The sequence below is a fragment of the Sphaerimonospora thailandensis genome (assembly GCF_016863115.1).
Classification (GTDB): domain Bacteria; phylum Actinomycetota; class Actinomycetes; order Streptosporangiales; family Streptosporangiaceae; genus Sphaerimonospora; species Sphaerimonospora cavernae.
Window position 1 is genome coordinate 78,736 of sequence record NZ_BOOG01000019.1, and the last position, 18,997, is coordinate 97,732.

20 protein-coding genes are annotated in these 18,997 nt (G+C 67.8%); 12 read left to right on the plus strand and 8 right to left on the minus strand.

The window, feature by feature from the left end; translation table 11 throughout:
* Nucleotides 1-4: 4 nt before the first annotated feature.
* Nucleotides 5-1,000, plus strand: a complete 996-nt coding sequence (locus Mth01_RS11525; protein WP_239089584.1) for a S66 peptidase family protein — start codon at nt 5-7, stop codon at nt 998-1,000.
* A gap of 42 nt (nt 1,001-1,042) precedes the next feature.
* Nucleotides 1,043-1,954, plus strand: a complete 912-nt coding sequence (locus Mth01_RS11530) for a hypothetical protein (RefSeq protein WP_239089585.1) — start codon at nt 1,043-1,045, stop codon at nt 1,952-1,954.
* A 64-nt stretch (nt 1,955-2,018) separates the two neighbouring features.
* Here Mth01_RS11530 and Mth01_RS11535 read toward each other — a convergent pair whose 3' ends face one another.
* Nucleotides 2,019-2,306, minus strand: coding sequence for a hypothetical protein (locus Mth01_RS11535; RefSeq protein WP_204015678.1), 288 nt, complete (start codon nt 2,304-2,306; stop codon nt 2,019-2,021).
* A 64-nt stretch (nt 2,307-2,370) separates the two neighbouring features.
* Nucleotides 2,371-2,739, minus strand: coding sequence for a hypothetical protein (locus Mth01_RS11540; RefSeq protein ID WP_204015680.1), 369 nt, complete (start codon nt 2,737-2,739; stop codon nt 2,371-2,373).
* A gap of 416 nt (nt 2,740-3,155) precedes the next feature.
* On the opposite strand from Mth01_RS11540, the gene Mth01_RS11545 reads away from it, so the two are divergent.
* The 4 genes from Mth01_RS11545 (at nt 3,156) to Mth01_RS11560 (ending at nt 5,571) form a co-directional block, all read left to right on the plus strand.
* On the plus strand, nt 3,156-3,413 hold the full coding sequence (locus Mth01_RS11545) for a DUF7660 family protein (RefSeq protein ID WP_204015682.1): 258 nt from the start codon (nt 3,156-3,158) through the stop codon (nt 3,411-3,413).
* Nucleotides 3,414-3,691: 278 nt separating this feature from the next.
* Nucleotides 3,692-4,198, plus strand: a complete 507-nt coding sequence (locus Mth01_RS11550) for a hypothetical protein (protein ID WP_204015684.1) — start codon at nt 3,692-3,694, stop codon at nt 4,196-4,198.
* A 125-nt stretch (nt 4,199-4,323) separates the two neighbouring features.
* Nucleotides 4,324-4,746, plus strand: coding sequence for a hypothetical protein (locus Mth01_RS11555; RefSeq protein WP_204015686.1), 423 nt, complete (start codon nt 4,324-4,326; stop codon nt 4,744-4,746).
* 492 nt (nt 4,747-5,238) lie between these two features.
* Nucleotides 5,239-5,571: a hypothetical protein gene (locus tag Mth01_RS11560; protein ID WP_204015688.1), complete on the plus strand. Its 333-nt coding sequence runs from the start codon at nt 5,239-5,241 to the stop codon at nt 5,569-5,571.
* A gap of 247 nt (nt 5,572-5,818) precedes the next feature.
* Here Mth01_RS11560 and Mth01_RS11565 read toward each other — a convergent pair whose 3' ends face one another.
* Nucleotides 5,819-6,076: a hypothetical protein gene (locus tag Mth01_RS11565; RefSeq protein ID WP_204015690.1), complete on the minus strand. Its 258-nt coding sequence runs from the start codon at nt 6,074-6,076 to the stop codon at nt 5,819-5,821.
* Nucleotides 6,077-6,134: 58 nt separating this feature from the next.
* Nucleotides 6,135-6,404 carry a hypothetical protein gene (locus tag Mth01_RS11570; protein WP_204015692.1) on the minus strand — a complete coding sequence of 90 codons (270 nt, stop codon included), beginning with the start codon at nt 6,402-6,404 and terminating at the stop codon, nt 6,135-6,137.
* 464 nt (nt 6,405-6,868) lie between these two features.
* On the opposite strand from Mth01_RS11570, the gene Mth01_RS11575 reads away from it, so the two are divergent.
* Nucleotides 6,869-8,158, plus strand: a complete 1,290-nt coding sequence (locus Mth01_RS11575) for an AAA family ATPase (RefSeq protein ID WP_204015694.1) — start codon at nt 6,869-6,871, stop codon at nt 8,156-8,158.
* 5 nt (nt 8,159-8,163) lie between these two features.
* Complete coding sequence (locus tag Mth01_RS11580) at nt 8,164-8,766, plus strand: DUF4276 family protein (RefSeq protein WP_204015696.1); 603 nt, start codon at nt 8,164-8,166, stop codon at nt 8,764-8,766.
* Nucleotides 8,767-8,770: 4 nt separating this feature from the next.
* Here the strand turns inward: Mth01_RS11580 and Mth01_RS11585 are convergent, their stop codons facing one another.
* Complete coding sequence (locus Mth01_RS11585; protein ID WP_204015698.1) at nt 8,771-10,525, minus strand: glycoside hydrolase family 15 protein; 1,755 nt, start codon at nt 10,523-10,525, stop codon at nt 8,771-8,773.
* Between the two features lie 12 nt (nt 10,526-10,537).
* Nucleotides 10,538-11,155, minus strand: a complete 618-nt coding sequence (gene yczE / locus Mth01_RS11590) for a membrane protein YczE (protein WP_204015700.1) — start codon at nt 11,153-11,155, stop codon at nt 10,538-10,540.
* A gap of 63 nt (nt 11,156-11,218) precedes the next feature.
* Between yczE and yczR the strand changes: the two genes are divergently transcribed.
* A complete protein-coding gene (yczR, locus tag Mth01_RS11595) occupies nt 11,219-12,658 on the plus strand; it encodes a MocR-like transcription factor YczR (protein ID WP_204015702.1) in 1,440 nt (479 codons plus the stop codon).
* Nucleotides 12,659-12,670: 12 nt separating this feature from the next.
* Here yczR and Mth01_RS11600 read toward each other — a convergent pair whose 3' ends face one another.
* Nucleotides 12,671-14,137: a peptide MFS transporter gene (locus tag Mth01_RS11600; protein WP_204015704.1), complete on the minus strand. Its 1,467-nt coding sequence runs from the start codon at nt 14,135-14,137 to the stop codon at nt 12,671-12,673.
* A 154-nt stretch (nt 14,138-14,291) separates the two neighbouring features.
* Here Mth01_RS11600 and Mth01_RS11605 point away from each other — a divergent pair, with 154 nt between their 5' ends.
* From Mth01_RS11605 to Mth01_RS11615, 3 genes are all read left to right on the plus strand, one after another.
* Nucleotides 14,292-15,224, plus strand: a complete 933-nt coding sequence (locus tag Mth01_RS11605) for a hypothetical protein (protein ID WP_204015706.1) — start codon at nt 14,292-14,294, stop codon at nt 15,222-15,224.
* A gap of 162 nt (nt 15,225-15,386) precedes the next feature.
* The gene (locus Mth01_RS11610; RefSeq protein WP_204015708.1) at nt 15,387-16,301 is read left to right on the plus strand and encodes a hypothetical protein; all 915 of its coding nucleotides are present in this window, start codon (nt 15,387-15,389) and stop codon (nt 16,299-16,301) included.
* Between the two features lie 241 nt (nt 16,302-16,542).
* On the plus strand, nt 16,543-17,193 hold the full coding sequence (locus Mth01_RS11615; protein WP_204015710.1) for a response regulator transcription factor: 651 nt from the start codon (nt 16,543-16,545) through the stop codon (nt 17,191-17,193).
* On the opposite strand, the gene Mth01_RS11620 is transcribed toward Mth01_RS11615, so the two are convergent.
* A complete protein-coding gene (locus Mth01_RS11620; RefSeq protein ID WP_239089586.1) occupies nt 17,101-18,996 on the minus strand; it encodes an ATP-binding cassette domain-containing protein in 1,896 nt (631 codons plus the stop codon). The genes Mth01_RS11615 and Mth01_RS11620 overlap by 93 nt on opposite strands.
* Nucleotide 18,997 lies beyond the last annotated feature (1 nt).

An 18,997-nucleotide genomic window follows, 5' to 3' on the forward strand; every position in this document is an offset into this window, starting at 1 on the left:
GGGAGTGGAGGAGCGCAGCACACGCGGGGTGGACCACGGCGAGGCGCCGGCGGCGCGGCCGGCATCGCGGATGGTACGCGGCCCGCGGCGGCTGCGGCCGGGGGACACGGTGGCCCTGGTGGCGCCGGCGGGGCCCGTCGATCCGGTGCGGCTCGCGCGCGGCCGGGAGCTGCTCGTCGAGCTCGGCCTGGAGGTGGTGATCGGCGCACACCTCCTGGACCGTGATGGGTTTCTGGCCGGTGCAGACACCGGCCGCGCGGCCGACCTCCAGGAGGCGTGGTGCGACCCGGGGATCGCCGCGGTCGTCTGCGCCCGCGGCGGCTACGGCACGACCCGGCTGCTCGACCTGCTCGACTGGGAGGCCATGGCGGCGGCCGAGCCCAAGATCCTTCTCGGCTCCAGCGACATCACCGCGCTGCACCGGGCGTTCGCCGACCGGCTGGGCGTCGCGACGCTGTTCGGGCCGATGCCCGCAACCGTCGTGATGGGCAGCCCCGGGGGCCCGGACCAGGACTCGTTCGCGAGCCTGAAGGCGGCACTGTTCGAGGGCGGGCACCTCGCACCGATCATCGGCGACCGCCTGCTCGTGCCCGGCCGGGCCGGCGGCGCGGTCGTCACCGGTCCCGTCGTCGGGGGCAACCTGGCTCTGCTCGCCGCGCTGTGCGGGACGCCGTACGCGCTGCGCGCCGAGGGATGCGTCGTGCTGCTGGAGGACGTGACGGAGGAGCCGTACCGGATCGACCGCATGCTGACCCAGCTCCGGCAGGCCGGATGTCTCGACGGGGCGCTGGGCTTCGCGCTCGGGTCATGGGTGGAGTGCGGGGATCCGCTTCCGGTGCTCGCCGAGCGGCTCGCCCCGCTGGGGGTGCCGGTGATCGCCGGGCTTCCCGTGGGGCATGGGGCACCACAGCTCAGTGTGTGGATGGGGGCATATGGGGTTATCGATACAGAACTGTATTCTTTGACGAACATGTTCCGCGACCCGGAGGCGGCACCCTGAAACCCGCCCGGAAGGTCCGGGCAGCGGCGGAGGGATGGTGCGTTGGGACTCTTGCGGCGACTGCTCGGCCGGACCCGGACCGATTCCCCCGCTCCGCGGCCCGTCGAGGACGTCGACCTCGACTCCCTGCTCGCCCTGGTTGCCGAGACCATGGGGTTCACCTGCGCGTTCGCCCCTGACGGCACGTCCCTGACGCTGCGCTCCGCGGACCCGATCGTGGCGCGGGTGGTCAACCTCGTCGGCCTGCGCCGCGAGGCCGCCCGGCGCTCGCGCGAGGACTGGCCGATGCTGGTCTCCGAATACCTGGCCCACGCGGTGTCCGGCGAGCCGTTCGACGCCTGCAACCTCGCGCCGATCAAGCCGCTGCTGCGCGCCCGGGTGCACGCCGCCGACGATCCGGCGATCCCCGACCCGTCCCGCATCATCGGCCGCCACCTGAGCCCGGACCTGATCGAGGTGCTCACCATCGGCACCCGCCCGGTCCGTCCCGAGGAGGCGTTCTGCTGGCCGGTCCCGCCCGCTGAGGCGCTGGACATCGCGATCGGCAACGCGCTCGCCGACGAGCGGCCCGCCGTTTCACGGCTCGACCTCGCCGGGACCGCGGTGTCCCTGCTGACCGCGCCGAGCGCGGCCGCGCACCTGCGGCGGCTGTCCGACCACGCGCCCATGCCGAAGGACGGCGTGCTGGTCGCCATGCCGCACCGGGGGATGATGGCCGTGCACCCGGTGGCGGGCATCGAGGTGGTGCGCGCCATCGAGCGGCTGCGCGTGTTCGCCCAGCGGGAGTACGCCACCAGGGAGGACGGGCTCACCCCGCATGTCTACTGGTGGCATCGGGAGCGGCTCACCCGCATCCAGGCCGACCTGGTCGCCCACAACGGGCAGACCCGCCTCGTCGTCACGCCCCCGCCGGCCTTCGCCCGCCTCCTCGCCCGCATCGCCCGCCAGCCCTGACCGCTACGGCACGGCAATGCAACCTGGCCCCCCGAACGGGGGAGAGCCTGGCTGACTGATCGGCCTACGGCTGTGGATCACCCCACACTCGGAAGCGATAGAGCGCGTGCCCTCGTTCCAACCATTCGAGTGACAGGCGGACTCCGGCGATCCGCTCCATCAGGACGAACGCGTGGACACGCCAGTCCTCCAACGTCCCCTTTCCTGGGACGAGGCCGTTCTCAATGTCGGCGTATCGCTCGTGCAAGTTGAACAGGCCGTCGAGGTGCTTCTTGATGGCTGCGGTGTCGCCCCAGATGTCGCCTCCGTCCTTGAACCTGCACAGGAGGCGGCCACCGCGGGCGTAGGACAACGAGAACCGATAAAGGGTCTCGCTGCCTATCAGGCATAGGGCCTCACCCCCGGAGGAGAGCCGTTCAAGTGCCCCCGAAGGCTCGATCGCCGCTGTACTCCACCGCGAGGAACCATGGCGGTTCCTCGGCCAACAGCAGGAATCTTCCTACTATGCCCTCCTCAGGGTCGTCGTATGACTCATTGATCAGGCCTTGCAGATCGCCTACGGTGACATCGAGCACTTCGACTTCGAGAGCTTGGATCACCTGGTCGGCCGAGGGTGCCCGGCACCACGTCAGGCACATCTCGCCGATGTGAGGACTGCGCTCGATCAGGTCCCTGTAGTGCGCCTCAATGTCGGCCAACGAGGTCCCGCTCCTTCCATCGATTTCGTGTGTCCCAATACGGCCGGCCGCCGCCGGGAAGGCGACGACGTCGATGCGCTGGGGCACGGGCTACCGCTGCCGGGCGACTCTCACGCTGTCGGAGTCGTCGTCCAAGCAGATTTCGCTGCGGCTCAGCGGCGTCAGCGGTTAGGGGTGCAACGGCGGCACGCTTGTTCTGTCCGGGCTGCGGAACAACCAGGTGACCGTGCGGGTGCTCAGCTCCGAAGGCAGCGTCAGGATGTCGGGAACCGCAAGGGACACCGCTCGTTCATGACCATACTCTTCAGTTGAGGGCGAGGGCGAGGGCGGTGCCGATGAGGTGGATGTGGCTGAAGGCCTGGGGGAAGTTGCCGAGTTGACGGTCCTTCGCGGTCGAGCTCCTCCACGGAGCGGTGGTTCTCGGGGAGATGCTGTCGCATGGAGTTGGATAGCTGGTGTGGCCAACTGGCGAAGCCGGCAGTCGATAATGAGAGGTGGTTGAGGTGAATGAGCTGGGTGATGGACTGGAAGAAGTCCGGGCAAGGGGCGACCTTGTGCAATTCATCCAGGGGCTTCGTTTGAATCTCCGGGAAGATTCGAGCTCCTGGGAAAATGTGAGTCTTGACGGCTATCTGGAGGCGATGTCCGCCTGGCTGGAGGATCTCGAGGGGCTTATGAATAACAAGGGTCACCCTGTTCCCGAGAACCCGAGCTGGGCGCTGATCGCTGAAATGCTCCAGGCTGCTGCCGTTTATGAGTGATGAACGCCGGAGACAGTGCGTTGAGTAGGTCCGCCGACATCCAATTCACGTTTCACAGGCCCGTTCAGGTCCCTGTGACCCTCAGGGCGATGCTGGCCCAGAGAATCTCGTTCTCGTGGAATGGAGTCGTCTCGTATCTTATCGACGAGGATGGCATGTATGTCTGGAAGGAGGTTCCTGATGTCCGGCTAACTGACGAGATAGATTATGAGGGTGAGGCGCGTTGTGGTCGGACTTCAAGAAGAAAATGAAGGAATTTAGGAGGGTGCGCTGTTGATATGAAGTCACTAGCTGAAGGAATAAGGGCCCTCGCAGACCTCGTCGGAAAGGAGATCGTAGACTACCGAGACGAGCACGAGAGGTGGCCCATCTATCTCGATGCCCTAAATGGAGACGACCCCAGGGCAAAGCGAGCTCTTTTTGAAATCATGCCCTGGGAGACCGATGAACACATCCATCTATCCGTCGTCCTGCACATGCTGGAGCAGGTGTCGAGGAATGAGAGGCCGACATGGGTTGAACGCCTCTCCGATGAGTGCAGCATCCAATACGCCCGGGCCAGGGCCGACGACATCGTAGCTATGGAAACGATATTAACGGAGGGGCTTGCAGACGGTGTGGAGCAAGCACTTGAGACGGGGTCGAACTGGCTCCAACTCCACCTTGCGAAAAGGAGTGAATGCCTCCGAGCCTTGGAGGAGTTGTCTACTTCTGGCCGCACGAAGCGAATCAGGCGGACCGCCAAAGAACAGATTGCAAAACTCCGCGATTCAATGAGTGAGTAAGTGAAGCTTGCGCCGCGCCGATCCGTCCTGCGACGAGGCGTGGCGCCGACATCCTGTAAGGACCCCATAGCTAGCCTGACTTTTATGGCAAACGAAAAGAAATTCATCGAAGTCGAGTGAGGCTGATGATTAACTCTGTTGTGGATTTTCTCGCTCTTCGCTTCAGTGATAATCCGTCGGACTATAGGCGCGCGGCCCGCGAATCCGCACCCCTGGAAGTGTGGCGGGAGTTAGTTAGGCACCACCCGGAAGCACATTTCTGGGTTGCGCATAACAAAACGGTTCCTGTGGAAATCCTTCATGAACTGTCCTCAAGTTCTGACTGGAGGACTCGCTTGATGGTCGCGTCAAAGAACAAGGCAACCCGGGAAATATTGGATATTCTGGCGAGGGATAGTCACGAGGCTGTTCGCCAAGTTGTCGCTGGTCATCACAACACGTCCATAGAGGTGCTTGAGGTATTGTGTGGCGATGAATGGGATCAGATTAGGAATGCGGCCCAAGAGAATCTGGACAGCCGAAATGCAATTGAAAACATTAGAGATTGATATCTGTGAGTTCGGAACGTTGTGACGGTGCGTCGGCGACTTTGGCGCAGCGCGCACAGTTGCTGCCGTTGATCTTCAGCATGACGTGCCTGTGAGCTCTGGACCCACGTGCGCCATTGCATCTATGGAGGACCATTCAGTTGAGAGCTATGGTGGTGCGGATGAGGTGGATGTGGCGGAAGGCCTGGGGGAAGTTGCTGAGTTGACGTCAGAGGCCGGGGCGGTGGTCGTGCCGGGTTCCCCGGCCTGCGACCTTTACCGTTGCCGATCGACGCCGGCCGATTACTGTCAGGGAAAGGGAGAGCGAACGAGATTCTGTGATATGGGCTGGTATCTCCGTAGGCTGGTTCCGATTCTTGAGACGCTCGGACTGAGTGAGATCGAGACCAGAGACCTGTTCTGACCGGCTAAGTGCTACGGGAAAGCCGATCCACCGCAGTGCATCTGACGCGAGGGCGTGAATCTCGTGCTCGGGAGAGGTAGGGTCCCATTATGGAATCGATCGGTGACGGAAGGATGCGTCCGGCAGGAAAGAGGGGCGAGGGGACACCATGGGCCCGCCTGCTGCTGTTTGTATCCCTTTATTCCCTGTCGGTACTATTGACTATGGTCAGCTTCGCCGGAATCATTCATCCGTACGCCTGGATGCCCGGGAACGAAGAGTACGTCGATCCGGATGTCGCTCTGGGCGCGTTGGTCTTCGCGGCCTCGGGATTTCTGCTCACCGTTTGTTCTGTGCTTGTCTTCCGTAAGTCATGGCTCGCTTGGATCTTGTGCGGGCCTGTGCTCGTGCTTTCCGCAAGCCGGATTATCGAGGCTTGGTGAGGTCTTGGCCTCCGCTCTTTTGAGTTCGGCGGAGGGCGGCGTGATCTTCGGCGAATTACGTGGATGAAGGGATACGACAGCAGGTAGCGGGCCATCGTAATACACCGACTGAGGTTGTCGTCAGACTTCTCGACGCCCCTGGAACGAGGTTGGCCGCGTCGAATAAATCAGGTGTGCGAGAATCAGCTGAGGACACGTGCTAAGGTAGCCACGGGCGCTGAGCCTGAATCCACCATTTGATTTAGGCTCAGTGGGCAGACTGGAAATCGTGGATTGCGTCTATCGCGGCAATCATCCGGCCTGCCGAGAACAGAATGACGAAGCAGCAGAATATCCATGCGATCCAGGAACGGCGTAACATCAACCCGGCGGCAAGTGCAAAACCAGTGCCTACGACAGAAAAGACGAGTGCACCGAGGGCGATATCCGGATCGACCTCATCTTCTCCACCCGGCTGCCACCAGTAAGGGTGGATGTCTCCGAGGTAGCTGTAAACCGTAGCCATAAAGGAGAGGATGAACAGCCCGAGATATGTCAGAACATGAGCTACACGCACTCGCCCTCTATAGCATAGCCGTTCCCTGCAGAGCAGGGCCGTCGGTCGGGCTGTAGGTGAGTGCCTTGAGTGTGATCAGCGAGCGGACCACCGCCTCCCGCCAGCGGCCCTGATGTTCGCATCGGGAGACCCATTCCTCCCACAGCCGCCGGGTCTCGACGAACTCCTCGATCGGGTCGATCACCTCGGGTTGCGGCTGATGGGAGGGGTGCCAGGTGAAGACGAACGGCAGCCGCTGCAGGTCGCGTTCAGGTGGCCGTCGATGCGGCGGAACCACGGCACGATCCGGCCGTAGCCGAACCGGATGCGGAGCGGCCGCAAGCTCTGGCAGTTCGACCATTTGATGCGGCCGAGGGTACGAAGAGGAGCCGTGATCGCAAGAAGGATGCGTTGGACTGATCAGCGGAGATATGATGCGATCGGAGTCTTTACGGCTGCCCGTGCGAAGCTGAGTCAAGCACAAGCGCTGTCCGCAGAGCGCTGAAGCGCGCTGGTCACAGCGGTGGTAACTGGGTAGTTGTCCTCCGCAACCTGGTGGAGGTGGAGGGTCGGTGAGTGTTATTCATGTTCGTCACGTTCGGAACGCGCTTGCTGGGGAATTCGACGGGCTGATCGATCTGTCCGATGTGGCAGCGAACACTCAGGAGTCTCCGAGGGGTGCGCATGCGCAATTGCGCAGTTTCTCAGGGAAAAGGGATCGCTGGTCGAACTGGCCAAAGCTGAGCGTGAGGGCGAGCAGTGATGAAGCATGACATCGAGGCCGACCCGGCACCGAGCCCTCCGTTCGTTTCCCGAGTTCAGGTCCGGGGGTTCCGGTCCCTCGCCGAGTGCGATGTGCGGTTGGGGCCGCTCACGGTGCTGGCCGGGGCCAACGCTTCAGGGAAGTCGAATTTCGTCGACGCGCTGCGCTTCGTACGTGATGCCGTCGCACGCTCCCCAGGGCAGGCGTTGGCGGATCGCGGTGGTCTGGACTCCGTCCTGACGCGTGCCCGCTCGGCAGGGCCTGAGCCCGCTCAGGCCGCGGCCACGTTCGTCATCGCTTTGGAGCTGTCGCTGGGCTCCGCCGATGGCACTGCCGTCTACGAGGTGGAGATCGGACGTGATCCGGCGGGAGAGCGCTCCCATCTCGTGCTCAGGGAGACTTGCGTTCTCCAGCTTCCTGAGGAGGAGGTCTCCTTCACCGCGGACTTGGGCGCCGATGGGCGACGGGTGGTCCGAGGCGGGATTCCGGGTGCGCGGCTTGGAGTGGAGGAGTTGCTACTGCCGATCGTGGGCCGCCTGGCTCCTTACGACATCCTGCTTCGGTCGCTGCTGAGGCCACGCTTCTATGAGCTGGATTCGGAGATTTTGAGGTCTCTGGACGAAACGGCGGCCGGGCATTCCCAGCTCGGCGAGCACGGCGAGCACCTTGGTCAGGTGCTCGGCCACTTGGCACGTGATCACCCTGCTTTCAAGGAGTCCCTGGATGAGTACCTGCGTGCGCTGATCCCCCTGTCACTTGGCGTGGATCAGCGGCTTCAGGGCGACTACGCCACGATCCAGGCCAGATTCTGGACCGGTGAGCCGGCGCTTCCCTACTGGACGGCCGTCGCGGAAGGCAAGGTCCGTGCCGGGGATCCGTACGTTGAGGTGTTCCAGCGGAAGCAACTCTCCGAAGGCACGGTCAGGGCTGCGGGCGTTCTCGCGGCACTGCACCAGCCGGACGTGCTGACCGGCCTCATCCCCCTCGTCGCCATCGAAGAACCGGAGACCGCCATTCACCCCTCGAAGGTCGGTGTGCTCCTCGCGGTGCTCAAGGATGCCTCGGCGCGAACTCAGGTGATCGTGACCACACAGAGTTCGGATCTCCTGGATCCTGAGGAAGCGCACCCTTCGATGCTGCGGATCGTGGAGATGACGGACGGTGCGACCCGTGTCGGAGAGCTCAGTGAGTACACCCAACGTCACCTGATCGAGCACCCGTCGCAGCTGCCCGAGATGCACCGGCAAGGCCACCTGCGCCCAGTAGACCCTGCCGGTCAGGGGGCGTGAGCGCGATGGTGTCTCACGTTCGCATCGCCACTCTCGTAGAGGGACATGGCGAGGTCGAAGCCCTACCCGTGTTGCTGCGCAGGCTCGCCTTGGAGATCGCGCCTGAACTGTGGGTGGACGTGCCTGAGCCGCGCCGAGTCGGGCGGGACTCGTTGCTGACCGCTCGCGGCATCGAGTCGGCGGTCGACCAGGTCGTTTCCAACATCGAAGGCGTGACAGGCGTCCTCGTGCTGCTGGACGCTGACGATGACTGTCCGGCGAACCTCGGACCCGCTCTCCAAGCCCGTACCAGGGCCGCCAGGCCGGATGTGCCGTCTGCTGTTGTGCTGGCGAACAGGGAGTTCGAGGCATGGTTTCTGGCCGCCGCCTCCTCATTGGGCGGGCGGCGGGGGCTCGCTCGCGATCTACAGGTGCCGCCGGACCCGGAAAGACCACGGGGGTGTAAGGAGTGGCTGACAAAGCGCCGGGTGGATGGCCGTCCCTACGATCCGACCAAACACCAAGCCGGCTTGGCGGCGGTGTTCGACCTTGGTCTGGCGCGTGCCAACTCGCCTTCGTTCGACAAGTTCTGGCGTGAGGTGGAGTACCTGATCACCGGAAACAGGTGAGACCTCAGCTGAGGGCCAGGGCGGTGCGGATGAGGTGGATGTGGCTGAAGGCCTGGGGGAAGTTGCCGAGTTGGCGTTCGGCGCCGGGGTCGTATTCCTCGGCGAGCAGGCCGACGTCGTTGCGCAGCTCCAGCAGGCGTTCGAACAGCTCGATGGCCTCGTCCTTGCGGCCGATCATGGCTCGGGCCTGGGCGAGCCAGAAGCTGCAGGCCAGGAAGGCGCCCTCGCCGCCGGGCAGGCCGTCCACGGCGTTGTCCTCGGCGACGGGGTAGCGCAGCACGAACCCGTCGACCAGCAGTTCCCGTTCGATGGCCTCGATGGTGCCGACGACGCGGGGGTCGTCGGGCGGCAGGAACCCGACGATCGGGATCAGCAGCAGTGACGCGTCCAGCTCGTGTGAGCCGTACGACTGGGTGAAGGTGTTGCGGGCCGGGTCGTAGCCCTTGTCGCAGACCTCGGCGTGGATGCGGTCGCGGATGGCCCGCCAGCGCTCGACCGGTCCTTCGCGGCCGAGTTCCTCCACGGAGCGCACCATCCGGTCGAAGGCCACCCAGACCAGGACTTTGGAGTGGACGAAGTGCCGCCGGGGTCCGCGTACCTCCCACAGGCCCTCGTCGGGCTGGTCCCAGTTGTGTTCCAGGTAGCGCATCAGCTTGCCGATCAACGCCCAGGTGTGGCTGTCGGCCGCGAGGCCCTCTCGGCGCGCCTCGTACAACGCGTTGACGACCTCGCCGTAGATGTCGAGCTGGAGTTGGCCGGCCGCGCCGTTGCCGAGCCGCACCGGGCGGGAGCCCTCATAGCCGGGCAGCCAGTCGAGTGTCAGTTCCGGCAGCCGCCGTTCGCCGGCCACGCCGTACAGCACCTGGATGTCCTCGGGCCGGCCGGCGATGGCGCGCAGCAGCCAGGTGCGCCAGGCGCCGGCCTCCTCGACATAGCCCGAGCCGGTCAGCGCGTCGAGTGTCATCGCGGCGTCGCGCAGCCAGCAGTAGCGGTAGTCCCAGTTGCGCACGCCGCCGAGGTGCTCGGGCAGCGAGGTCGTCGGCGCGGCGACGATGCCGCCGGTCGGGCTGTAGGTGAGCGCCTTGAGTGTGATCAGCGAGCGGACCACCGCCTCCCGCCAGCGCCCCTGGTGCTCGCACCGGGAGACCCATTCCTCCCACAGCCGCCGGGTCTCGACGAACTCCTCGATCGGGTCGATCACCTCGGGTTGCGGCTGGTGGGAGGGGTGCCAGGTGAAGACGAACGGCAGCCGCTGCCCGGCCGACACGGTGAACGCGGCGGTGTGCCGGAAGCCGCCGCCCTTCAGCGGCACGGGGGAGTGGATCCACACCGAGTCGGGGCCGCCGATCGCGTGCAGGTGGCCGTCGATGCGGCGGACCCACGGCACGATGCGGCCGTAGTCGAACCGGATGCGGATCTCCGTGGTCATGTCCACGGTCCCGGACAGGCCCTCGACGATGCGCACCATGTCCGGGTTGGCGTGCCGGGGCGGCATGAAGTCGATCACCCGGGCGGCCCCGGTCTCGGTCTCCCACACCGTCTCCAGGATCAGCGTGTCCTCCAGGTAGGCACGCCGTACGGCCCGATCCCGGCCGGCCGCGGCGAGGCGCCAGAAGCCGTTGGACTCGTCGCCGAGCAGCCGGGTGAAGCACGACGGGGAGTCGAACCTGGGCAGGCACAGCCAGTCGACCGAGCCGTCGATGCCGACGAGCGCCGCCGACTGCATGTCACCGATCAGGGCGTAGTCCTCGATCCGCATGCCGCCACGCTACTACCCGGCCTCCCGCCGGCGCGCCGGCCACAGTTTCATGAAGACCTGGGTGAGCGGGCCGATGGCGGCGGCGAAGACGAGCGTGCCCACGCCCACCGTGCCGCCGAGCAGCCATCCGGCGGCGAGCACGGTGATCTCCACGATCGTACGGCTCAGCCGGATCGAAAGACCGAGCCGGTTGAGGCCGGTCATCAGGCCGTCGCGCGGCCCCGGCCCGAATCCGGCGTTGATGTACAGCGCGGTGGCGGAGGCGATGGCCACGACGCCGCCGAGCAGGAAGACCCACTGGATCGGCCAGGTCGACGGCGCGGGCACCAGCCACATGAAGAGGTCGGCGCAGGTGCCGACCAGCAGCACGTTGCTGATCGTGCCGAGGCCGGGCCGCTCCCGCAGCGGGATCCACAGCAGCAGCACCAGCGCGCCGACCAGGGTGATGCACAGCCCGATCGACCATCCCGTGCGCACGGACAGGCCCTGGTGGAAGGCGTCCCACGGGGCGAGACCGAGATCGGCCCGCACGAGCAGCCCGATGCCGGAGCCGTACAGGGCGAGCCCCGCGTAGAGACGGACGAGCCTGACCGGAAGCGATCCAAGGCGGGGGAGGGAGAGTTCACTCATAGCGGGCTTCATTTTCCAGGCCAGTGGCTTGAGATTAAAGAGCCAATTCGACAAAATGGCCTGATGGATCGGTACGTCGCCAACCGATATGTCACCGAGACCCAGCTCGCGCGGCTGGTCAGGGTGCCCGCGGACGCCCGGCCGTACTACCGGGCGCTGGCGGAAGCCGTACGGAACCTGATCCTGGACGGGCGGCTGCCCGTGCGTGTACGCGTCCCGCCGGAGCGGCGGCTCGCCGACGCGCTGGGGGTGAGCCGCACCACGGTCACCACCGCCTACGACCGGCTCCGCGAGCAGGGCTACCTGGAGAGCCGCCAGGGGGCGGGCAGCTGGACGGCCCTGCCCGACGCCGGCTCGCTCGGCACGGACAATCTGTGGATCGCCCCCGACGACGACGGCCTGCTGCCGCTGCACGTCGCCGCGCCGCCGGCGACGGCCCTGCTGGGCGACGCGGTCGCCGAGGCGGGCCGCACCTACCACCGGTACGCGCTGGGGATGGGCTACGACCCGCTCGGTGTGGCCGCGCTGCGCGAGGCCGTCGCGCGGCGGTACCGGGAGCGGGGCCTGCCCACCCGGCCCGACCAGATCATGATCACCGCGGGGGCCCAGCACGCCACGCACCTGCTGCTGACCATGCTGGCCGGGCCCGGTGACCCGGTGTTGCTGGAGTCGCCGACCTACCCCCACGCCATCGAGGCGGTACGGCTGCGCGGCGCCCGCCTGGTGCCGGTGGGGATCCCGGAGGACGGCCGGCACGTCGACCTGATGATCTCCGCGATGCGGCAGTCGGCCGCTCGGCTCGGCTACCTCATCCCGGATTTCCAGAACCCCACCGGCCACCTGATGTCCGGCGAGGACCGCGCCGCGCTGGTGGCGGCCGCGCGGCGGCAGGGCGCCACGCTGCTCACGGACGAGAGCTGGGTGGAGCTGGCTCTGGAAGAAGGGGAGGGGGCGCCGCCCCTGGCGGCCTTCGACACCGACGACCGGGTGATCAGCATCGGATCCGGTTCCAAACTGTGGTGGGGCGGCCTGCGCGTCGGCTGGATCCGCGCCGCTCCGGGGCTGTTGCGCCGCCTGGCCGTGCTGCGCTCGGTGGTCGACATCGCGGGCCCGGTCTTCGAGCAGCTCGTGGCCGCGCAGCTGTTCGACCGGATCGAGGATGCCCGCGGCGAGCGCCGCCGCACGCTCGGCGCTTCGCTGTCGGCCCTGGTCGCGGCGCTGAACGCGGAGCTGCCCGCCTGGACGTTCACGGTCCCGCGTGGCGGCGGTTCGCTGTGGATCAGGCTCGGCGCTCCGGTCGCCGGCGCGGTGGCCGACGCCGCGGCCTCCCGTGGCGTACGGCTCGCGCCCGGCCCGTGGTTCGGCGTGGACGGGACGCTCGAACGGTACCTGCGCCTGCCGTTCACCCAGCCGCCCGACGTCCTGCGGGAGGCGGTGCGGCGCATCGCCACCGGGCAGCCCGGCGCCTTCCACCCCCGCGAGCCGCTCATCCACGCCCTGTAAGGGGTGTACGGCTCAGCGCATGAGCGTCCGGAGCCGCCGCGAGAACGCGCCGAGGACCAGACCGGCGGCGATCGCGGCGAGGGCGAGGGTGAGGTAGTACACCGGCATCGGCACCACGGACGTCATCCGGTAGACCTGGCCGCCGACCGCGTCGCCGAGCGCGACGGCGAGGAACCACACGCCCATCATCTGGTTCTCGAAGGCCCGGGGGGCGAGCTTCTGGGTGATGGACAGCCCGACCGGGCTGAGGAACAGCTCGCCGATGGTCTGGATGAGATACACCGACAGCAGCCACATGACCGACACCCGGACGCCGCCGGTGGCCAGGCTCGACGCGACGGACATCACGACGAAGCTCAGCCCGACCAGGACCAGCGCCACGGCGAACTTGAACGGCTCGCTGATCCGGTCGCCGGCCTTCAGGAAGACGTCGGCGAAGATCGGGGCCAGGACCACGATCGCGATCGAGTTGATGTTCGACACCCAGCCCGGGGGGATGTCGACGCCGAGGATGTTCAGATCGGTGTGGTTCTTGGCGAACAGCAGCAGCGCGCTGCCCGCCTGGTCGTAGATCAACCAGAAGATCGCGGCGGCGAGGAAGAGCCACACGTAGGCGCGCAGCCGGACCCGCTCCTCCGGGGTGATCTCGTGGGTGCCGGTGAACAGGAACGCGAAGTACGCCACCGGCACGGCGGCCGTCACGATCGCCAGGACGAGCGCGAACCGCGCGACCGTGAATCCGCCCAGCCACACCCACAGCGCCAGGCCCATCGCCACGCTGGCCAGCCCGAGGCCGAACAGCGTCCTGAAGTGACGCTTCTCCTCCGGGGTGAGCCGGTGGTCGGGCTCCTCGCCGACGCCGCCGAGATGGCGGCGGCCCAGCACGTACTGCGCCAGACCGACGGCCATGCCGACGGCCGCCGCGCCGAAGGCCAGGTGCCAGCGGTCGCCCCGCTGCAGCCAGGGCACGATCAGAATGCCGACGAAGGCCCCGATGTTGATGCCCATGTAGAACAGGGTGTAGCCCGAGTCGCGCCGGGCGTCGGCCCCGTCCCGGTAGAGCTCGCCGACCAGGGTCGCGATGTTCGGTTTCAGCAGGCCGCTGCCGAGTGCGATGAGCAGCAGGCCGAGCCAGACGAATCCGCCTCCGATGGGAACGGCCAGGCTCATGTGCCCGCACATGATGGTGACCGCGGCCCACAGGACGGCCCGGCGCGGGCCGAGGAGCCGGTCGGACACCCAGCCGCCGACCAGTGCCAGGAGGTAGACCGAGGCGATGTAGATGCTGTAGATGCTGACCGCGGTCGTCTCCGGGAGCCCCATGCCGCCGCGCACCTCGGGCGCCGAGAGGAAGAGCACCAGGATCGCCCGCATGCCGTAGTAGCTGAAACGCTCCCACATCTCGGTGCCGAACAGCGTCGCCAGGCCCCGTGGATGGCCGAAGAACGTTTTCTCCCGAACGCGCTGCTGGGCCGTCATGCGCTCTCCCCCCGATTGCGCGGTGCCCTGTTCCTACCCGCTCGATCGGGGGCAGGTCCTTGCCCAGCGTACGACTGGCCGGGTTGAGGTTTTGCCTGGTGGGGAGTGTGTCGGGTCCGGGGTGATTGCCGGGGATTGCGTACCGTCCTGGGACATGATGAGACATACGCTGGCGACGTTGGCCCTCGCCGCGGCGACCCTGCCGGGCTCGGCCGGCGCCGCCGCCGCCTCCTCCGACGCGGATCTGGCCATCCGGTCCATCACGGTACGGCCGTCCGACCCCGTGGTCGGGCCGAACGATTCCGTCAAGCTCGTGATCGACGTGGTGGCGCGGGGCGCCGACAAGGTCGACGTCGTGCTCAACCCCACTCCCAAGAAGCCGGGAGAGCCCAATAAGCCCAAGGAGCCGGAGGAGCCGGAGGAGCCGGAACCCGCAGGAGACGAGGCCGGCCCGGCTCCCGATCCGGCCCAGGAGCCGGCCCAGGAACCGGCGCAGGAGCAGACGGCCCCGGCGCTGGTCTCCGCCCTTCCGCCGGCCATCCGGCTGGTGCCCGGCGGGCAGGACCCCGTGCCGGAGCCGGAGCCATCCGACGCTGACGATGCGGATGACGCTGACGACGCGGACGACGCCGTGACGGGGCACGGGGACGGGTGGGAGGTCTGGCGCTTCCTGCCGCAGAAGGAACTGTCGCGGTGGTATCCCAGCGGCCCGTGGACGGTCACCGCCACCGCCGGGAACGGAGACGGCGACACCGTCGCCGCCCAGACCACCTTCTCCCTCAGGCGCGCCACCGAGCTGGAAGGAGTGAAGGTGGCCCGCGACGGAGACGATGTGCGGATCACCGGCACCCTGCTGCGGGTGGACCCGCGGGGCCGGGTCGACTACCGGCCGTACGCCAAGCAGCGGGTGGTGTTCTGCTTCCGCCCCGCCGGATCGGATGACTGGCAGGACCTGGGCGGCGCCGTCACCAGGAAGGACGGCTGGTTCAGCGGCCGGGTGCGCGACGCGGGTGACGGAGCATGGCGCGCGAAATATGCCGGAAATCGACGTTATGCCCAAAATGTCAGTTCCAGTAAAAGCGCCTAACTCCCAATAAAACCACGCAAATGGTTGCCGTTGGATATCGTGTTACGGATTCGTTACTTCCTGTCCCGGATTGACCCGGCAACTTTTCTCTTCCTTTGCGCGTCTCTTACATAGACGCGACCCACTCGGGGGTGCGTTCCTAACGGGGAAGGAAGTGCCGAAATGGTAAAGCGTGTGGCTACCGCGCTGGTGGCGGCCGCTCTGGGTACGGCGACGCTCGCGACGTCTCCCGCGTACGCGGCCCACCCAACGCCCACTCCGTCGAGTCATCACCCGGACTCCGGCAACAAGTCCCACGTGCCGGATCCGAGGATCCTGTCCGTCGACGTCAGCCCCAGCACGGTCGTCGTCGGACGGCACGGCTCGGTCCGGGTCACCGCCACGGTGCGGACCAAGGACGTCCAGAGCGTCTCCATCGAGCTGCGCGGGCCCTCGGGCCGTCACGGAGGAGACCACGGACGCGACTGGCTCGGCAAGAAGGGCGGTCAGCACGGGAAGCACGACAGGGCCCGCTACGACGTCGCCTCGCGGTCCTGGACGCTCACCTCGCGTGACAGGAGCGGGCAGTGGAAGGTCCACGTCGAGGCCGTCGGCGTGGACGGCAGGCGGGTGACCGCCGACCGCGGCTTCGAGGTGAAGCGGGACCGGTGGCGGCCGCGGCCGCCGAAGGGCCCGAAGGCGACCCGCATCGTCGACTTCACCGCCAAGCCTGATCAGGTGCGACGCGGTCGCGAGATCACCCTCCAGGGCAAGCTGCAGGTCGCCCAGTGCTACAGCGACTGGTACTACCGGGACTGGAACAGCCACTCCGGCGTCCACAACGGCAACCGGTGCGAGATCGGCCGTGCCTCCTGGCACGACTGGAACTGGCTGGGCTACCAGGACATCGGCGTCTACTTCCGGCCCAGCGGTTCGCACCGCTGGAAGTACGTCGACACGCTCAAGACCAACCGCGACGGCGGCTTCTCCACCAGGGTCCGGGCCTACCGGTCCGGCACCTGGGCGGTGAAGTTCGACGGCAACGGGCGGCTCAAGGGCTCCGAGGCGTCCGACTCCGTCCGGGTCGGCCGCTGGTAGTAGCTGGCGCGGACCCCTCAGGCATCCGCTCCGAACGCCCGGTTACCCCGTGGAGCCGGGCGTTCGGCATGCCAGCGTTGATCGGGAGTGACTCGTGGATCTTCGCCGTGGCATCGCACGGCTATCTGGGCGACCGCGGTAGGCCAAGAAGACCTACGGGACACGACTTATAGCCGGAAATATGGGTAGCCGGGGTCGGGTTTCCGTGTGGGCGACACCAAGTGCTTGGGGGACAGAAGAGTTGATCCGGTTGCTGCTCGCCGAGGACATGCACCTGATCCGCAAGGCCCTGATCACCCTGCTGGACTGCGAGGACGACCTCGAGGTGGTGGCCGAGACCGACACGGGCGAGGACATCGTACGGCTGGCCTGTCTGCGGCGGCCCGACGTCGCGATCCTCGACATCGGGATGCCGGGGACGGACGGGCTGACCGCGGCCGCCGAACTCCACCGGCGCCTGCCGAGCTGTCAGACGATCGTCCTGACCGGCCTGGGCACGCCGGTCGCCCTGCGTAAGGCCCTGGACGCGGGCGTGCGCGGCTTCGTGGTGAAGGACGCCCAGCCCGGTCACCTGGTCGACTGCATCCGGCGGGTGGCGGCGGGGGAGCGGGTCATCGACCCAGAGCTCGCCGTCGCCGCACTCGACGCCGACGCCAACCCGCTCACCAGCCGGGAGCTGGCCGTCCTGGAGACCGCCGCGGTGGGGGCGACCGTCGATGAGATCGCCGAACGGCTCTGCCTGTCCCGCGGAACGGTCCGCAACTATCTGTCCCGCATCATCGGCAAGGTCGGAGCCCGCTCACGCGTCGAGGCGATCCAGATCGCCGCGGAATGCGGCTGGCTGTGGCCCACGAGGGACGTCGGCATCGTCCGGTACCGCGCCCGCCGCTGAATGGCCCGCCGCTGAGCGGCCCGTCCCCGATTGACCCGTCCAGTGGCCGACCAGGTCGGCGTAGAGCGGCGAGGCGGCCGTCATCTCGTCGTGCGTGCCGGACATCACCCGGGTCCCGTCCATGACGAGCACGCGGTGCGCCCGCAGCGCCGAGGAGATCCGGTGAGCGATCACGATCAGCGTGCCGCCGCGCGCCGCGAACGCCGCCTCCGCCCGGGCCTCGGCGGCGGGATCCAGGTGGCAGGTCGCCTCGTCGAGAACAATCAGGCGCGCCGGGGACAGGTAGGTCCTGGCCAGCGCGACGAGCTGGCGCTCGCCTGCCGACAGCGCCGCCGGGTCGAGGTCCGCGTGCATCCCGCCGCACCGCCGCGCCAGATCCTCCAGCCCGAACAGCGCGACAGCCTCCGTCACCGCATCCGCTGAGCCGCCGGCACCGGAGTCGGCACCGGAGTCGGCAGCGGAGTCGGCAGCGGAGTCGGCAGCGGAGTGGGCAGCGGAGTCGAGGCCGGGTGCGAGATAGGTCAGGTTCTCGGCGAGGCTGCCGTGGAAAACGTAGGCCTCCTGCGGGATCAGCGCCCGCGCGGCGGGCACGACATCCCCGGCCCGGACCCCGCCGATCACGACGTCGCCGTGCCGCGGCCGCAGCAGGCCGGCGATCAGCGCGGCCAGCGTCGACTTGCCGATGCCGCTCGGGCCGACCACGGCCAGATGCTCGCCTTCCGGCACCGTCAGGTCGAGCCCGTCGATGACGGGCTCCGCGGCCGGGCCGTACGAGAACCCGGCGCCGCGCAGTTCCACGCGCACACCGGCCGGCTCGCGATCTCCCACGGTGACCGGCGTTCCGCCGCCGCCGAGGATCCGCTCCAGCGTCACGGCCAGCCGTACGCCGCTGACGCCGAGGCCCTGCACCAGGCCGGACAGCGCCGGCGTCAGCGACTGCGTGAGGTAGGTGATCGTCCCGAGGATGATCCCACCGGTGACGCCGCGCTCCAGCAGCCAGGGCGCGCCCGCGAGCAGGAGGAGGATCGGCAGCCACCCGCCGACGGCGAGCGACAGCGTCCTGGCCGCGGTGATCCGTGCCAGCCCCTCCGCGGCCCGTGCCTGCCGGTCGACCCTCCCGCCGACGGCCTCGGCCACCCGTGCCTCCCCACCGCAGGCCGTGATGTCGCGCAGCCCGCCCGCCAGCGCCGCGACGGCCGCCGTGGTCCGTTCGTCGGCCAGGAAGAACTTCCGCTGCCGCCGGGCCATGGCGGGCAGCGAAGCCAGGAAGAGCCCCAGCCCCGCGAACACCGGGGGCAGCACGAGCGGGAGCACCTCCGGGGCCAGCGTGGCCATCCCCAGAGCCACGCTCACCAGCGTGAACGCGAATGACCGGATCACGGTGATGATCGCGCCGAAGGCGTCCCTGGCCAACTCGACCTGGTGGTTCATCCGGGCCACCACCTCGGTGCCGGGCCCCGCGCGGTCAGTGGTGAGGGCGGCGGTCACGACCCGGGTCAGCAGCTCGTCCCGGAACGGCTCGACGATGGCGGCGATCTCCAGCAGGATCCGCCGCGCCGCCACCGCCGCCACCAGCCACGCGACGGCCAGCACCGCGAGCCAGGCGAGGCCGGTGCCCGGGTGGCCGGCCGCGAAGCCGTCGTCCACGGCCCGCGCGACCGCGTGCCCGCCCAGGAACGAGGGCACCGCCTCGGCCAGCGACCACCCCGCCAGGCGGACGATTCCGTACGGCTCGCGCAGCAGTGCGCGGCGCAGCAGGTCCTTCGCGACGTACCTCACACGGCTCTTCGCGGCGTCTCTCACG

Excerpts from the sequence above, each read along its gene's own strand:
- Mth01_RS11600 (WP_204015704.1), bottom strand. The coding sequence starts at position 14,137 with ATGACGGCCCAGCAGCGCGTTCGGGAGAAAACGTTCTTCGGCCATCCA.
- yczE (WP_204015700.1), bottom strand. The coding sequence starts at position 11,155 with ATGAGTGAACTCTCCCTCCCCCGCCTTGGATCGCTTCCGGTCAGGCTC.
- Mth01_RS11555 (WP_204015686.1), top strand. The coding sequence starts at position 4,324 with ATGATTAACTCTGTTGTGGATTTTCTCGCTCTTCGCTTCAGTGATAAT.
- Mth01_RS11580 (WP_204015696.1), top strand. The coding sequence starts at position 8,164 with ATGGTGTCTCACGTTCGCATCGCCACTCTCGTAGAGGGACATGGCGAG.
- yczR (WP_204015702.1), top strand. The coding sequence starts at position 11,219 with ATGGATCGGTACGTCGCCAACCGATATGTCACCGAGACCCAGCTCGCG.
- Mth01_RS11605 (WP_204015706.1), top strand. The coding sequence starts at position 14,292 with ATGATGAGACATACGCTGGCGACGTTGGCCCTCGCCGCGGCGACCCTG.
- Mth01_RS11585 (WP_204015698.1), bottom strand. The coding sequence starts at position 10,525 with ATGCGGATCGAGGACTACGCCCTGATCGGTGACATGCAGTCGGCGGCG.
- Mth01_RS11575 (WP_204015694.1), top strand. The coding sequence starts at position 6,869 with ATGAAGCATGACATCGAGGCCGACCCGGCACCGAGCCCTCCGTTCGTT.
- Mth01_RS11565 (WP_204015690.1), bottom strand. The coding sequence starts at position 6,076 with ATGGCTACGGTTTACAGCTACCTCGGAGACATCCACCCTTACTGGTGG.
- Mth01_RS11610 (WP_204015708.1), top strand. The coding sequence starts at position 15,387 with ATGGTAAAGCGTGTGGCTACCGCGCTGGTGGCGGCCGCTCTGGGTACG.
- Mth01_RS11560 (WP_204015688.1), top strand. The coding sequence starts at position 5,239 with ATGGAATCGATCGGTGACGGAAGGATGCGTCCGGCAGGAAAGAGGGGC.
- Mth01_RS11550 (WP_204015684.1), top strand. The coding sequence starts at position 3,692 with ATGAAGTCACTAGCTGAAGGAATAAGGGCCCTCGCAGACCTCGTCGGA.